The sequence below is a fragment of the Streptococcus pseudopneumoniae genome, assembly GCF_001074565.1.
In the GTDB taxonomy this organism is placed as follows: domain Bacteria; phylum Bacillota; class Bacilli; order Lactobacillales; family Streptococcaceae; genus Streptococcus; species Streptococcus pseudopneumoniae_J.
The window spans coordinates 25,918-41,204 of the sequence record NZ_JUQX01000057.1 but is presented as its reverse complement, the minus strand read 5'-3'; the positions used below and the strand labels follow the sequence as shown (position 1 = coordinate 41,204).

At 42.6% G+C, this 15,287-nt stretch carries 11 protein-coding genes; 2 read left to right on the top strand and 9 right to left on the bottom strand.

Annotation, left to right across the window (positions count from 1 at the left end; translation table 11 throughout):
* Positions 1-6 precede the first annotated feature (6 nt).
* Entirely contained in the window at positions 7-483 is a 477-nt protein-coding gene (locus tag ADI74_RS08250) for a PTS sugar transporter subunit IIB (RefSeq protein WP_000156956.1), read from the bottom strand.
* Complete coding sequence (locus tag ADI74_RS08245; RefSeq protein ID WP_049538246.1) at positions 480-2,267, bottom strand: glycoside hydrolase family 35 protein; 1,788 nt, start codon at positions 2,265-2,267, stop codon at positions 480-482. The genes ADI74_RS08250 and ADI74_RS08245 overlap by 4 nt, the downstream gene beginning before the upstream one ends.
* Positions 2,268-2,546: 279 nt before the next feature.
* Between ADI74_RS08245 and ADI74_RS08240 the strand changes: the two genes are divergently transcribed.
* Together ADI74_RS08240 and strH are read left to right on the top strand one after the other, a co-directional pair.
* On the top strand, positions 2,547-3,305 hold the full coding sequence (locus ADI74_RS08240) for a GntR family transcriptional regulator (protein ID WP_192833037.1): 759 nt from the start codon (positions 2,547-2,549) through the stop codon (positions 3,303-3,305).
* A gap of 304 nt (positions 3,306-3,609) precedes the next feature.
* Positions 3,610-7,641, top strand: coding sequence for an LPXTG-anchored beta-N-acetylhexosaminidase StrH (strH, locus tag ADI74_RS08235; protein ID WP_049538242.1), 4,032 nt, complete (start codon positions 3,610-3,612; stop codon positions 7,639-7,641).
* Between the two features lie 57 nt (positions 7,642-7,698).
* Here strH and purB read toward each other — a convergent pair whose 3' ends face one another.
* From purB to purH, 7 genes are all read right to left on the bottom strand, one after another.
* On the bottom strand, positions 7,699-8,997 hold the full coding sequence (gene purB, locus ADI74_RS08230) for an adenylosuccinate lyase (protein WP_049538241.1): 1,299 nt from the start codon (positions 8,995-8,997) through the stop codon (positions 7,699-7,701).
* Between the two features lie 158 nt (positions 8,998-9,155).
* Positions 9,156-9,965 (bottom strand): hypothetical protein, encoded by an 810-nt coding sequence (locus tag ADI74_RS08225; protein ID WP_152906318.1) that lies wholly within the window; start codon positions 9,963-9,965, stop codon positions 9,156-9,158.
* A 107-nt stretch (positions 9,966-10,072) separates the two neighbouring features.
* The gene (locus ADI74_RS08220) at positions 10,073-10,585 is read right to left on the bottom strand and encodes a hypothetical protein (protein ID WP_049538239.1); all 513 of its coding nucleotides are present in this window, start codon (positions 10,583-10,585) and stop codon (positions 10,073-10,075) included.
* Complete coding sequence (gene purK, locus ADI74_RS08215) at positions 10,586-11,677, bottom strand: 5-(carboxyamino)imidazole ribonucleotide synthase (protein WP_049538238.1); 1,092 nt, start codon at positions 11,675-11,677, stop codon at positions 10,586-10,588.
* Entirely contained in the window at positions 11,664-12,152 is a 489-nt protein-coding gene (gene purE / locus ADI74_RS08210) for a 5-(carboxyamino)imidazole ribonucleotide mutase (RefSeq protein WP_000805604.1), read from the bottom strand. The genes purK and purE overlap by 14 nt, the downstream gene beginning before the upstream one ends.
* A 199-nt stretch (positions 12,153-12,351) precedes the next feature.
* Positions 12,352-13,617 carry a phosphoribosylamine--glycine ligase gene (gene purD, locus ADI74_RS08205; protein ID WP_049538236.1) on the bottom strand — a complete coding sequence of 422 codons (1,266 nt, stop codon included), beginning with the start codon at positions 13,615-13,617 and terminating at the stop codon, positions 12,352-12,354.
* 122 nt (positions 13,618-13,739) lie between these two features.
* Positions 13,740-15,287: a bifunctional phosphoribosylaminoimidazolecarboxamide formyltransferase/IMP cyclohydrolase gene (gene purH / locus ADI74_RS08200; protein WP_049538234.1), complete on the bottom strand. Its 1,548-nt coding sequence runs from the start codon at positions 15,285-15,287 to the stop codon at positions 13,740-13,742.

Sequence of the window (15,287 nt, the reverse complement as noted above, 5' to 3'; positions counted from 1 at the left end):
TTTTTCCTATTTTAATAAGCTCAAAAAGTCTGAAACTGGATCATTTGGAACCATTTGAGCAGTGAGTTTAACACCTTTTTCTGCCAGTTTGTGGAAGTCTTCCACATCCTTATCTACCACGTTGATAGAACGCGTGATAGGGCGAGTTTCTGGTGTTTGAGACATATTGCCGACATTGAGTGTTTCAAGCGGAACACCTGCTTCAACCAAACCAAGGAAACGGTCTGGTTTACGTGCAACGATAAAGAGACGTTGGCTATCGTATTTACCAGCAAGGATATTCGCTGCCGCTTTCTCAATTGGCAAGATACTAAGTTTTACACCTGGTGGTGTAGCAAGTTTCAAGCCACTCTTTTCAATATCGTTGTTAACGACTTCATCGTCTACAACCATAATGCGCGAAACGTTTAGTTTCCCTGCCCAAAGATTGGCTACTTGACCGTGGATCAAACGTCCATCGATACGGCATCCTACAATTGTCATAAGTTTTCCCCCTTTATGTGTTTTAGTGTAGGTTTACGAGTTAAATGAATCTCTTCTTTATATTCACCTTCAGTTTCAAAGATGATGATGCGGTTATCACCTTGCTTGAGATAGCTATGAGGGATATAAAGTGAGAGGGTCGGGCCGACATTCCAGAAACGTCCTAGGTGACGACCGTTGACAAAGGCAACTCCCTTACCAAACTCAGATAAATCTAAGTAGGTATCCTTAGGCTCTTCAACGGTGAAGTCGAAAGCGTAAAAGGCTGGTTGTCCTTCTGTCCATCCTTTTGAAAAATCAATTTTCTCAGGATTATCCAATGGAAGTGGATATTGTTTCCAATTTAACATGAAGTGTAGATCCTTGCAGACACCTGTACGAATTCCTTTACGTTGCGTATCTGCCAAGAACTTATGTCCATAGTTGACACGCCCCATATTTTCGACCAAGATGTCAATCTCTGAAAAACCTTCTCGATTTCCCTGACAGTAGATATCTTCACCAATTTCTGTCTGGTATTGAGTGGCAATCCATTGACCATCTACATAGAGTTGAGCTCGGTCACGTCCATCGATGATACGGAGACGTTCCTCTTCTGCATCCCAACTTGCTTCGGTACGATAAAGAAGGTAGCCATAACTTTGACCAAGTTCTTCCATCGCTTTTGGATAGAGGCTTTCAGTTGGACTTGCCAAGCTATCCAGGGTTTCAAACAAGGAAACTTTTTCAACTAGCGGAATGGATTCCATTTCCATGCTTTCCTTGTAAAGTGGTTCCAACTGTGGATACTCTGGGAAGTGTGTTGCCATCATCTTCTTGACTGCTAGGTATTTAGCAGTTGGATTTCCTTCTTCATCGAGAAGGGCATCATAATCGTAAGATGTAACTTGTGGCAAATCTAGAGTTCCTCGAGCCGAGCAACCATTCATGAAACCAAAGTTTGTTCCGCCATGGAACATATAAAGGTTGATGGAGCCTTGCTCTAACACCTCTCGAACAGCTTCTGCCAACTCTTTTGGATCACGCGTGATGATTGGTTCTTTCCAACGGTTAAACCAGCCATCCCAGAATTCCATACACATGAGGGGCCATTTTTTGCCATACTCATCAAAGAATTCTTGCATTTGTGAAAAGTTGTAGGGAGCCTTAGAGCCGAAGTTTCCTGTCACAAAGAGATCGTCTTCGATCAAGGTTCCAGCTTTCAGAGTAGCCCTCCAAGGACCGTCTGAAGTAAAGAGTGGGCAATCAATTCCACGATCTTCCATCAATTTTCGAATCGCTCTCAGATAAGACTTATCTTCTCCATAAGATCCATATTCATTTTCGACTTGCATCATGAGAATATTTCCGCCATTTTCCAACAAGCGAGGCACAAGCCTTGGTAATAATTGGTCATAATAGCGAGCAACTGCCTCAACATAAGCCGGATCGGATGAACGGATTCGCATGTTCTTAGTTAAGAGCCAAGCTGGTAAACCACCGAACTCCCACTCAGCACAGATAAATGGAGACGGACGCACAATGGCGTAGAGACCCAAATCCTGTGCGATTTGGAGGAATCTCTCCAAATCTATAGCACCTTCAAAATTAAACTCCCCTTCAACAGGTTCGTGTAAATTCCATGCTACATAAGTCTCGACTGTATTAAAGCCAAGCGCTTTTAAGTTGTAGAGCGAATGATACCAATCCTCCGCTGGAATTCTAAAATAATGAATGGCGCCGGACAAAATCTTGAACGGTTTTCCATCTAAATAGAAATCGTCCTCAATTTTAAATCTTGTCATGTTACTACCTCTGACTAATTAAGTTTGCGCTTTCATTTATTATAATATTAAATATAATCAAATCTTTTGCATTTGTCAATAGGTTTTAGAAAATTCTTTAAAATTTTTCTATTTTTTTACTTACCGTTTACCGAAATTATCAAAAAATCGCATGAAAGTCGTTTTTTTATGTATGATAATTCACAAGGCTAGAAAATGAAATTTTTTACATGTAACATAACATCTTTAATCGATTATTTTAATTTTTTTTACCTAAATACTACTATTTTCTCAGTATTTATGGTAAAATCAAGGTTGGAGAAAGAGAATCGAGGTGAAATTATGGCTATTCCAAAATACCAATATATTAAAGATGAATTAAAAAACAAAATCATCTCAGGTCAATTTGCGAGTGGAGATAAATTTTATACAGAAGCAGAATTGATTTCGATGTACGATGTTAGTTCGATCACCGTTGTTCGTGCTTTGAATGACCTTGCAAAAGACGGCTATATTGTCCGTCAACAAGGTAAAGGAACTTTCGTTTCACGTGCACGTAAGCACAAACTCGTTGAGTTTTCAGATGTTGAAATCTTTGAAACAAAAGACGATAAAGTTACTGTCCTTTCTATCGAGCGCGGAAACAAGCTTGAATATTTAGAGAAACTCGGCCTACGTGGAGATCAATTCTACTATAAGATTGAACGTATTCGTCAAACAAATGACGTTACATACATCTACCACACATCTTATGTTCCTGAACAATATATCAATGCCAACTATCCAAATCTTGATTATTATAGTTCTATCTATAAACGTTTCAAATTGGATTACCGCATTCACATGAGTGATGAGCATTTTGAGGAAATCAATGAGATTGCCTTTCCAACACCAGAGCACGCTGCTTCTGTACTTGGAATCGATACACAATTCCCAACTGTCTTCCAAACCAAGACTACAAAACTTGAGGCCACAGGCCAAGTCCTTGCCTATAGTGAAACTTATAAGCGAGCAGACTACTACAAAATCAAATTCATCTCATGTAACCGAGGTCATTAAGAAAAAGCCTGAGCCCAGCTCAGGCTTTTTCTGTATTTATTATAGCACGAGAAAGAAACTATGAAAATGACATGAAAGGTTCTTATTTAATTAGTAGCGTTTTTACTAAAAACAAGTTAAATACCTGCTTCATTTTTCCTTCTATCTTTATCTTTTATTGGCAATTTTCTCCTAAATCTTATGTTTTCCTCCATTTATTATAGTTCTTATATAAACCCACTTGACATTTTACTCCTTAGATAATAAAATAAAATTGGTTTTATGTAAACGCTATCATATACGATAACAACAAGGAGGTTTTGTCATGAAACTAGAAAAGAAACAGCGCTTCTCCATCCGTAAATATGCAGTTGGAGCAGCTTCTGTACTTATAGGATTTGCTTTTAGCGCACAAGTCGTAGCTGCCGACGGGATTACTCCGGCTCCAACAGCTGAGGAAACGGTTCAAACTGTCCAGGAGAGTCCTCAAGCAGTCAAAGAAGCTGTAGATTCCAAGGTTCCAGAAAAACTGGAAGAAAAGGCTGAAGAGCCTATAAAAGAGGATGTCAAAGAAGACCAGGAGGCTCCTCATACAGTTGCTCCAAAAACAGAAGAAACAACTGCACCAGCTGTAACAGAAAATGCTAGTCCAACTCCGACTACTGAGAAAGAAAGTCCTGCTCCAACTGAAGTTCCTGCAGAAAACTCTCCTTCAGAAAAGAAAAATGAAGCAGCCACACCTGCAGTAGCCACTCCTAGCACCGAACGAGCAGCTCAGGTAAATGAAAAACTGGCAAAAAGAAAGATGATCTCAATTGATGCCGGACGCAAGTACTTCTCGCCTGAGCAACTCAAAGAAATCATCGATAAGGCCAAACACTACGGCTACACGGATCTTCATTTACTAGTTGGAAACGATGGCATGCGTTTCATGTTGGACGACATGACCATCAAAGCCAATGGCAAAACCTATGCAAGTGATGATGTCAAACGTGCACTCGAAAATGGAACTGATGCCTACTACAAGGATCCAAACGGCAACCACTTGACAGAGAGCCAAATGACGGACTTGATTAACTATGCCAAAGATAAGGGTGTTGGACTAATCCCAACCGTTAATAGCCCTGGCCACATGGATGCGATTTTGCATGCCATGAAGGAGCTAGGTATCCAAAAACCGAACTTCAACTACTTTGGTAAGGAATCTGCTCGTACCGTTGACCTGGATAACAAAGAAGCTGTTGAGTTTACCAAAGCCCTGATCGACAAGTATGCAGCATACTTTGCTGGAAAAACTGATATTTTCAATATCGGACTAGACGAGTACGCCAATGATGCTACAGATGCCAAAGGCTGGAGCGTTCTTCAAGCCTACAAGTGGTATCCAGAAGATGGCTTCCCAGATAAGGGCTATGACAAATTTATCGCTTATGCTAATGACCTAGCTCGCATCGTTAAATCTCACGGCCTCAAACCAATGGCCTTCAACGATGGAATCTACTACAATAGCGATACAAGCTTTGGTACTTTTGACAAAGATATCATCGTTTCTATGTGGACTGGTGGATGGGGCGGTTACGACGTCGCTTCTTCTAAACTTCTAGTTGAAAAAGGTCACCAAATTCTTAATACCAACGATGCTTGGTACTATGTTCTCGGACGAAATGCCGACGGCCAAGGCTGGTACAACCTGGACCAAGGACTCAATGGAATCAAGAACACTCCAATCACTTCTGTACCAAAATCTGAAGGAGCAGATATTCCGTTCATCGGTGGTATGGTAGCTGCTTGGGCAGATACTCCATCAGCACGCTATTCTCCATCACGTCTCTTCAAACTCATGCGTAGCTTCGCAAATGCCAATGCTGAGTACTTTGCTGCCGACTATGAGTCTGCTGAGCAAGCTCTGAAAGAAGTCCCAACAGACCTTAACCGCTATACTGCGGAAAGTGTCGCAGCTGTAAAAGAAGCTGAAAAAGCTATTCGCTCACTCGATAGCAACCTCAGTCGTGCCCAACAGGACACGATTGACCAGGCAATCGCGAAACTCCAAGAAGCTGTCAGCAACTTGACCTTCACACCAGAAGCTCAAAAAGAAGAAGACGCGAAACGCGAAGTTGAAAAACTTGCCAAGAACAAGGTGATCTCAATCGATGCTGGACGCAAGTACTTCTCAGCTGAGCAACTCAAACGTATCATTGATAAAGCTAGTGAACTTGGATATTCTGATGTGCATCTTCTCCTAGGAAATGACGGACTTCGCTTCCTCCTTGATGACATGACCATCACAGCTAACGGAAAAACTTATGCAAGTGACGATGTCAAGAAGGCCATCATCGAAGGAACAAAAGCTTACTACGATGATCCAAACGGAACCACTCTTAGTCAGGCTGAAATCACTGAATTGATCGAGTACGCAAAATCAAAAGGTCTCGGACTCATCCCAGCGATCAACAGCCCAGGTCACATGGATGCCATGCTTGTTGCTATGGAAAAATTAGGTATCGCAAACCCTCAAGCTAATTTTGATAAAGTCTCCAAAACAACCATGGACCTTGAAAACGAAGAAGCGATGAACTTTGTCAAAGCCCTTATCGGCAAGTACATGGACTTCTTTGCAGGCAAGACTAAGATCTTCAACTACGGTACAGACGAATATGCCAATGATGCTACCAACGCCCAAGGCTGGTACTACCTCAAATGGTATGGACTCTATGGCAAGTTTGCTGAGTACTCTAACACCCTTGCTGCTATGGCTAAAGAAAGAGGCCTTCAACCAATGGCCTTCAACGATGGTTTCTACTACGAGGACAAGGATGATGTTGAGTTTGACAAGGATGTCATCATCTCTTACTGGTCTAAAGGATGGTGGGGCTACAACCTTGCATCTCCTCAGTACCTTGCAAGTAAAGGCTATAAATTCCTTAATACCAACGGAGACTGGTACTACATTCTTGGTCAAAAACCAGAAGATGGTGGTGGCTTCCTCAAAAAAGCAATTGAAAACACTAAAAAAACACCATTTAACCAGCTTGCATCTACCAAATATCCTGAGGTAGACCTTCCAACAGTTGGAAGCATGCTTGCCATCTGGGCAGATAGACCAAGCGCTGAGTACAAGGAAGAAGAAATCTTTGAACTCATGACTGCCTTTGCAGACAATAACAAAGACTACTTCCGCGCTAACTACAATGCCCTCCGCGAGGAACTTGCTCAAATCCCTACAAACTTAGAAGGATATAGCAAAGAAAGCCTAGATGCCCTAAATGCAGCTAAAGAAGCTCTCAACTACAACCTTAACCGTAACAAGCAAGCCGAGTTAGACGCTCTCGTAGCCAAGCTCAAAGCAGCCCGCCTAGGCCTCAAACCAGCAGCAACCCACTCAGGAAGCCTCGATGAAAACGAACTAGCTACCAATGTTGAAACCAAACCGGAACTCATCACAAGAGCAGAAAAGATTCCATTTGAGGTCATCAAGAAGGAAAATCCGAACCTCCCAGCCGGTCAGGAAAAGATCATCACACCAGGTGTAGAGGGCGAACGCACTCATTACATCTCTGTCCTTATTGAAAATGGGAAACAAACAGAAACCGTTCTAGATAGCCAAGTAACCAAAGAACCTGTGACCCAAGTGGTTGAAATCGGTGCCCCTATTACTCACAAAGGGGATGAACACGGTCTTGCTCCAGCCACAGAGGCAAAACCAAGACTAGATATCCAAGAAGAAGAGATTCCATTCACTACCGTGACACGTGAAAATCCACTCTTACTCAAAGGGAAGACTCAAGTTGTTACTAAAGGCGCTAACGGTCGTCGCAGTCATTACTACTCTGTGAGCACTACTGTTGACGGTAAGGAAGTGAAAACTCTTGTAGATAGCCTTGTGACCCAAGAAGCAGTGACCCAAGTTATTGAAGTCGGAACTCTTGTAACCCATGTAGGGGATGAACACGGTCTTGCTCCAGCCGCAGAAACAAAACCAAGACTAGATATCCAAGAGGAAGAGATTCCGTTCACTACCGTGACACGTGAAAATCCTCAATTACCAAAAGGACAAAGTCAAGTAGTCGTTGCTGGAGTAAATGGTCGCCGTACCGTCTTCTACTCTGTCAGCACTACTGCTGACGGCAAGGAAGAAAGAACCCTTGTCAATAGTGCGGTATCACAGGAAGCAGTCGCTCAGGTCGTTGAAGTCGGAACTGCCGTTGAGAAAACTGAGCAAACTGCACCAACTACTGCCAAATCAGATGAAAAACAACTCCCTGCAACAGGAAGTCAAGACTCTGCAGCCTTGGTCGCAGCAGGACTCATGGCTACTCTAGCAGCCTACGGACTGACTAAGAGAAAAGAAGACTAAACCTCTTCAACAAGAATACAAAAAAGCGAGATTGAATCTCGCTTTTTGTTGTTATGATTAGTCACCCAGTCCGATGCGTTCAAAGATATCATCTACTCGTTTGGTGTAGTATGCAGGGTTGAAGATTTCATCGATTTCATCTTGAGTGAGGCGTGAAGTTACTTCTGGATCTGCTTCCAGAAGTGGTTTAAAGTCTACTTGGTTGTCCCAAGAGTAGGCTGTTTTTGGTTGCACCAAGTCATAGGCTTGCTCACGGGTCATGCCTTTTTCAATCAAGGTCAACATAGCCCGCTGGCTAAAGATAAGACCGAAAGTTGAGTTCATGTTACGGATCATGTTTTCTGGGAAGACTGTCAAGTTCTTAACGATGTTTCCAAAACGGTTGAGCATGTAGTCAATCAAAATGGTCGTATCTGGTGTGATAATCCGCTCAGCTGATGAGTGGGAAATGTCGCGTTCGTGCCAGAGAGCGACGTTTTCATAGGCAGTAATCATATGCCCACGGATAACACGCGCCAGACCTGTCATGTTTTCAGAACCGATAGGGTTACGTTTGTGTGGCATTGCTGAAGAACCTTTTTGCCCTTTGGCAAAGAACTCTTCTACTTCGCGTTGCTCAGACTTTTGCAAACCACGGATTTCCGTTGCCATGCGCTCGATGGAAGTCGCGATGCTAGCAAGAACTGCAAAGTACTCAGCGTGAAGGTCACGAGGAAGGACCTGGGTAGAGATTTCTTGAGCACGGATACCCAATTTGTCGCAGACGTATTGCTCTACAAATGGTGGGATGTTGGCAAAGTTCCCAACCGCACCAGAAATCTTACCTGCTTCCACTCCAGCAGCCGCATGCTCGAAACGCTCGATATTGCGCTTCATTTCGCTGTACCAAGTCGCCAATTTAAGACCAAAAGTTGTAGGCTCCGCATGCACACCGTGGGTACGCCCCATCATGATGGTGAACTTGTGCTCCTTAGCCTTATCAGCGATGATGTTGGTGAAGTTTTCAAGGTCACGACGGATGATGTCGTTGGCCTGCTTGTAGAGGTATCCGTAGGCCGTATCCACCACGTCGGTAGAAGTCAAACCATAGTGGACCCACTTGCGCTCTTCACCAAGCGTCTCAGAAACCGCACGCGTGAAAGCCACCACATCGTGGCGAGTCTCCTGCTCAATTTCTAAAATACGGTCGATGTCAAAGTCCGCCTTCTCACGAATCAAAGCCACATCTTCCTTAGGGATTTCCCCCAACTCAGCCCATGCCTCGTCAGCCAAGATTTCCACCTCAAGCCAAGCACGGTATTTATTTTCTTCACTCCAAATGTTCGCCATCTCAGGGCGAGAGTAACGTTCGATCATGTTGTTTCTCCATATCTATTAAATTAAAAATACTATAAAAATTTAAACAAAATTCTTAAATAATTTTCTTTCAATATATACTTATATATTTATTTAAGACATAAGTATAAAATGATTTTATTTTTCCAACTCGTGCAATAAAGTAAGTCGACTAATTATTATTTTCTATAACGAATAGCATATCGTTTCATATTTAATTCTTCAAGATACTCATCAAATTTAACTTGATTAATCTTGAAAAATGGTTTTTCTTTTATTATATCTTTCCGATCAGTACTCTCAATATCTTTAAGTTGTTTTAAACGATTAACCAACCACGGATTAATAATAAAGTTCTTACGACTATCACAAATACTAAACAAGCCAAAAATACTATCTGGGCAAATTATTTCTCTAAGTAAAACTTCCCCTTCACTATCTGATAACTCTAATAGTTCCTTAGGGAAGCTATACAGTTGAGAGGGATCAATCATATTATTAATTTCCTCAAATCCAAAAATAATTAAACCCTCGCCTTTCTGGTTGTTACAACCCTTAGAATATTCTTGTGCAATTTCAAGACTAGAATCTCCGACAGATACCGAAATAAATTCAGATTTATATTTTTTGAATTCTAAATCGCTTTCCCCATCAATATGTTTAATTATTTGGCTCATCTCATCATCTAAACAAACTTCATTTTCTCTGTAAAATTTTACCCCTTTTTGACCAACAATGAAAAATTTATTTAATTTCTTTTCTAAAAACACCTGAGTGTCTTCTTCCATCAAATTCAGAATGTCTCCGCGATAATAAGTAAAATACTCTAGACTTTCATTAATTACACTGATATATTGTTTAAACAAATCAATCATATACGTTTCGAGAGTAATAAACTCATAGTTATCTTGATTAGTAATTGTTTTGAAACTAATTCCCTCAAAATCATCGAAAAGTCTATTATTTTTAAACTTATCTGTTTTTTTCATTTGAAATTCCTTATCTTTTATCTGTAATAACTTGTCTTCTTTTGCTAGTATCAACGATTACTGCAGGCATATTCCTTCAAAAAAATCCCTGAAAAAAACTTTAATTGTTACATATTATGCTTGATATTATTGACTAATTTATGCTTGATATTATTGATTAATTTTATTTCTTCAGAAGTATAAGCAGAATAGTTTAATTGTTTTTTCATCATCAAGTCAAATATTATTTTTTGGTTTTTTCCAATATATAAGAAAATAATCCAAACAATAAAACCAAAAACAAACAAGACAACTGAAAATAAAAATTTGTTCATAATATCTATATTATCAGAAAAAAGAGATTTAAAAGAAATCGAAAATAAAGCTAAATTTAGTAATAACTGAATTCTATTTTTTGATAAGTTCCAGTACAAATCAAAATAATCTGAATTAAAATCATCTCTGAATTTCATGCTACTAGTAATTTTGTGCGAAGCTACAAATATTTCATAAAAATAATCAAGTATTACATTTGAAACAATCAATACAAAGAGACTCTGAAATATTTCTGATACCACTACGCCAAAAAGAATAGAGTAAAAAGCAACACCAACTATTATTAATACTATTATTTTTTTCATCTAAAAATCAATCCCTTTCCCAAATTCCTCAACCTCATCCGGCACGTCACTAAACAAAGTCACATGTCCCATTTTGCGGTTGTGCTTTGCTTCTAGTTTACCATATAAGTGGAGGTGAGCGCTTGGATTTTCTGTGACATATTTTTCGGCAGCCTCGACATGCTGGCCGAGGACATTGAGCATGACGGCTGGGGCATGCAGGTGGATAGCTGGTAATGGTACTCCCAAAACACCGAGAATATGGGTGTCAAACTGGGAGAAGTCGCAGGCTTCGATAGAGTAGTGCCCAGAGTTGTGTGGTCGTGGGGCAATCTCGTTGACAATGATATCATCAGCTGTCGCAAACATTTCCACACAAAGTGTTCCAGACAAGTTGAGTTGTTCTGCGATTCGAACCGCCATAGCTTTGGCCTTGGCTGCTAGACTTTCTGAAATGCGAGCTGGCACAATGGTCTTAGACAGGATGTTGTTGCGGTGGATATTTTCCTGAACTGGGAAAACCGTCACGTCCTTGCCATTTCCTGATACGATGACAGAAATCTCAAGGTCAAAGTTGACAAATTCTTCCAAAACGCAGTCTGCTGAGTCAGCTAGCGCATAGGCTTCTTCCAAGTCTGCTTCCGAGCGAATGACTTTTTGTCCATGCCCATCGTAGCCACCAGTCGCAGTCTTGAGGACATAGTTTTTCGACAGGTCGATATCTACCAAGTCTTGGCTTGTGGTCACAACCTTGTAAGGTGCCACAGTGACTTGTGCCTTGTTTGCGAGAAAATCCTTTTCAACAATACGATTTTGAGAGATGCGGAGTAGGTCTGTTCCTTGTGGAAGTTGTCCATCCTTGATAACAGCATCCAAACCGTCTGCATCAACATTTTCAAATTCATAAGTGAGGACATCGCAACGCTCAGCCAACTGACGAAGGGCATCCACATCGTTATAAGGCGCCACGATGATCTCCGCCACGCGAGAGGCTGGGCAATCCGCCGCAGGATCCAGCGCGATAACCTTGTGCCCCATGTAGATAGCAGAAATGGCCATCATCTGACCCAGCTGACCGCCACCGATAATTCCGATTGTTTTAGATGAGCTCATTTGTAGACTCCTCTGCGATTTTCCCTTGTTCTTCTGCGAAATCAGCCAAAGCTGTCGCGATAGCCTGATCCTCTACTGAGAGGAGACGGAGGGCAAAGAGGGCCGCATTTGTCGCACCTGCTTCACCGATAGCCATTGTCGCAACAGGTACACCACCCGGCATCTGTACGATAGAGTAGAGCGAGTCCACGCCACTAAGAGCGCGCGACTTGACGGGTACACCGATGACAGGAAGGGTTGTTTTCGCTGCGACCATACCTGGCAAATGGGCTGCGCCACCAGCGCCTGCGATGATAACCTTGATGCCACGGCTGCGGGCTTCCTCCGCATGTTTGAACATGAGGTCTGGTGTGCGGTGGGCAGAGACAACTTTCTTTTCGTAGGCTACACCGAAACGGTCTAGGACTTCGGCGGTTTTTTGCATGGTTGCCCAGTCGGATTTGGAGCCCATGATGATGGAAATTACTGGTTTCATTTTTAATCCTTTTTCTTCCTTTTTTGATAATGGTCTTAGGTGGTGGGGACGGAAGCAAACCTTCGGTTTCATTCCTAAAATTTGAGCCTAAGTCTCAAATTTTCCCCGGCCAGAACAGTTTCTGTGCTGGCCTTTTCACCACGGAGACCATTATCTTACTTTGGCTCGCTTTCGCTCACCATGACAATTTTTGTGTCTGTTAATCTTTTATCGCCTTGCTTCCGATATCTGTTCGGTAAAAGAGGCCTTCTGTTTTTTGTTGGGAGAGTTCTTGGTAGATGGTACTTTGTGCTTCTTTGACGGTATCTGCTGTGGTGACGAGCATATAGACACGGCCTCCGTTTGAAAGAAGGTCTTCCCCATTTTCAGCAAATTTAGCTCCGGCATAGTAGGTGATGATATTGCCTTCTGTCTTAGTTGGCAACTCGACACCCTTTGCATAATCTAGCGGATAGCCCTTGGATGCAACAACCACACCTAGAGTCACACCCTTGTCCGTCCAGGTAATGGTTGGCTCCTTGCCATCGAGAATATCCGTGATATTTTGTGCAAAGTCAGATGTCAGACGAGGCAAGATAATCTGAGTTTCGGGGTCTCCAAAACGAGCATTGAACTCGATGACCTTAGGTCCGTCAGCTGTTAAAATAAGCCCTGCGTAAAGGACACCAAGGTAAGGACGCCCTTCTTGGATCATCCCCTCAAGGACTGGCTTGACAATAGTCTCCACTGCCGTGTCAACCACACTCTGTGGTAAGTGTGGAACTGGCGCATAGGCACCCATCCCACCAGTGTTAGGCCCCTTGTCGCCATCATAGGCACGTTTGTGGTCCTGAGCTGTTGGCATGATGTAGAACTTGTCCCCATTAACAAAGGCAAAGAGAGAAAATTCCTCACCTTCAAGAAACTCCTCGATAACCACACGCGCACCTGAATCCCCGAATTTATTGTCCAAAAGCATCTCGTGAGCGGCTTCGACTGCTTGCTCAACCGTTTCAGCTACGACAACACCTTTACCGAGTGCCAAACCATCTGCCTTGACTACGATTGGAGATCCTTTCTCCTTAATATAAGCCTTAGCTTCCTCGAAATCTGAAAATGTGCCATAGGCTGCTGTCGGAACGTCGTATTTAACCATTATTTCCTTAGCAAAATCCTTGGACCACTCCAGCTCCGCTGCAGCCCTAGTCGGACCAAAGGCTTTGAGCCCTGCTTTGTTAAAATCATCCACAATCCCAGCTGCAAGCGCATCATCTGGTCCGATAAAGGACCAAGCAATATCGTTGGCCTTTGCAAAGTCAATCAACTTAGAATGTTCGGAAATAGAGATATTTACCAATTCCAGACCATCCAGAGTCATTCCGTCATTTCCAGGAGCAACAAAAACCCTTTCAACGCTTTTTGACTCAAGCAACTTCTTAGCAATGGCATGTTCACGACCACCCGAACCAACAACTAACAGCTTCATTTCTCAACCTCTTTTGCGAATTATTCACTAATATTATATCACAAACGTTCGTTTTAATCTTGTTTCACTTAGTGTTTTAAGCTAAAAAAAGGAAAGAAACTGTTTTCTTCCCTTTTATTTTCTTAATGTCTAAAATGTCTCACGCCTGTGAAGACCATAGTCAAGCCGTATTTATCCGCAGCTTCGATAGACTCTTGGTCTCGTACTGACCCACCTGGTTGAATGATGGCCTTGATACCAGCTTTGGCGATTTCTTCCACGTTATCCGCAAATGGGAAGAAGGCATCGGAAGCAAGCACAGCGCCGTCAAGACGGTCTTTAGCTTGGTCAATAGCAATACGAACTGAAGCCACACGGTTGGTTTGACCTGGGCCAACACCAAGTGTCATGTGATCATTAGTCACGATGATTCCATTTGATTTGACATACTTGATAGCTTTCCAAGCAAACTCAAGGGCAGTCGCTTCTGTCTCAGTTGGCTGGCGTTTGGTCACCACTTGCCAGTCAGCTGGGCTTTCTTTGACCACGTCTTGGTTTTGCACCAGGAGTCCACCGACAACACCTGTGTATTCTGCTTCCACTTCACTAGCGTCTTGGGCATCAAATGGCAAGGCAAGAATGCGCAAGTTTTTCTTTTTGTTGGTCAAAATGGCTAGCGCTTCATCCGTATAGCTTGGTGCAATGATGATTTCAAGGAAAACGTCGTGCATCTTCTCAGCTGTCGCAGCATCTACCTCACGGTTAAGAACGACAATCCCACCGAAGATAGACACTGGGTCAGACTCATAAGCATAGTCCCAAGCAGTTTCGATGTCATCAGCTTGACCGATACCGCACGGGTTCATGTGTTTGAGAGCTACAACCGTTGGACGTTCTTTGAAATCGCGGATAATACGAATGGCAGCATCCGCATCACGGATATTGTTAAAGGACAATTCCTTCCCGTTGAGCTGTTTCGCTGATGCAATAGAATAATCTGTCGGCAAAGCTTTTTGGTAAAAATCTGCATCCTGTTGAGGATTTTCACCGTAACGCATGGCTTGTTTGAGGTCATAAGTCAAGGTCAGTTTTTCAGGCTTGCTTTCGCCGACCTGAGCTGTAAAATACTCTGCAATCAAGGCATCATAAGCTGCAGTGTGACGGAAAACCTTGGCTGCCAAACCTTGACGAGTTTCGTAAGTCGTTTCACCATTTGCTGCCAATTCGTCCAAAACCACTGCATAGTCCGCAGGATCTACCACAACTGTCACGCTGGCGTGGTTCTTCGCTGCTGAGCGAAGCATAGACGGACCACCGATATCGATGTTTTCGACTGCATCAGCGTACGTCACATCTGGTTTGAGAATGGTTTCCTTGAAAGGATAGAGATTGACCACTACAAGGTCAATGAGCTCGATCTTATTGTCTTTAGCCGCTTCCAAGTGGCTATCCAAGTCACGACGAGCTAAGAGCCCACCGTGAATATTTGGGTGGAGGGTCTTGACACGACCATCCATCATTTCCGGGAAACCAGTCACATCGTCGATGGCAATGGTATCAACACCGGCATTATCAAGGGCAACTTTGGTACCACCTGTTGAGATGATATCCCAACCAAGTTTTTTAAGTTCTTGGGCAAATTCAACAATGCCCGCTTTGTCTGAGACGCTGATTAAGGCCTTTTTCGTCAT

What these genes read in the sequence shown, in the direction of transcription:
- purD (WP_049538236.1), bottom strand. Translation starts at nt 13,617, where the DNA reads ATGAAGCTGTTAGTTGTTGGTTCGGGTGGTCGTGAACATGCCATTGCT.
- purK (WP_049538238.1), bottom strand. Translation starts at nt 11,677, where the DNA reads ATGAGCTCATCTAAAACAATCGGAATTATCGGTGGCGGTCAGCTGGGT.
- ADI74_RS08245 (WP_049538246.1), bottom strand. Translation starts at nt 2,267, where the DNA reads ATGACAAGATTTAAAATTGAGGACGATTTCTATTTAGATGGAAAACCG.
- ADI74_RS08240 (WP_192833037.1), top strand. Translation starts at nt 2,547, where the DNA reads ATGGTAAAATCAAGGTTGGAGAAAGAGAATCGAGGTGAAATTATGGCT.
- purH (WP_049538234.1), bottom strand. Translation starts at nt 15,287, where the DNA reads ATGACGAAAAAGGCCTTAATCAGCGTCTCAGACAAAGCGGGCATTGTT.
- ADI74_RS08225 (WP_152906318.1), bottom strand. Translation starts at nt 9,965, where the DNA reads ATGAAAAAAACAGATAAGTTTAAAAATAATAGACTTTTCGATGATTTT.
- purE (WP_000805604.1), bottom strand. Translation starts at nt 12,152, where the DNA reads ATGAAACCAGTAATTTCCATCATCATGGGCTCCAAATCCGACTGGGCA.
- ADI74_RS08250 (WP_000156956.1), bottom strand. Translation starts at nt 483, where the DNA reads ATGACAATTGTAGGATGCCGTATCGATGGACGTTTGATCCACGGTCAA.
- strH (WP_049538242.1), top strand. Translation starts at nt 3,610, where the DNA reads ATGAAACTAGAAAAGAAACAGCGCTTCTCCATCCGTAAATATGCAGTT.
- ADI74_RS08220 (WP_049538239.1), bottom strand. Translation starts at nt 10,585, where the DNA reads ATGAAAAAAATAATAGTATTAATAATAGTTGGTGTTGCTTTTTACTCT.
- purB (WP_049538241.1), bottom strand. Translation starts at nt 8,997, where the DNA reads ATGATCGAACGTTACTCTCGCCCTGAGATGGCGAACATTTGGAGTGAA.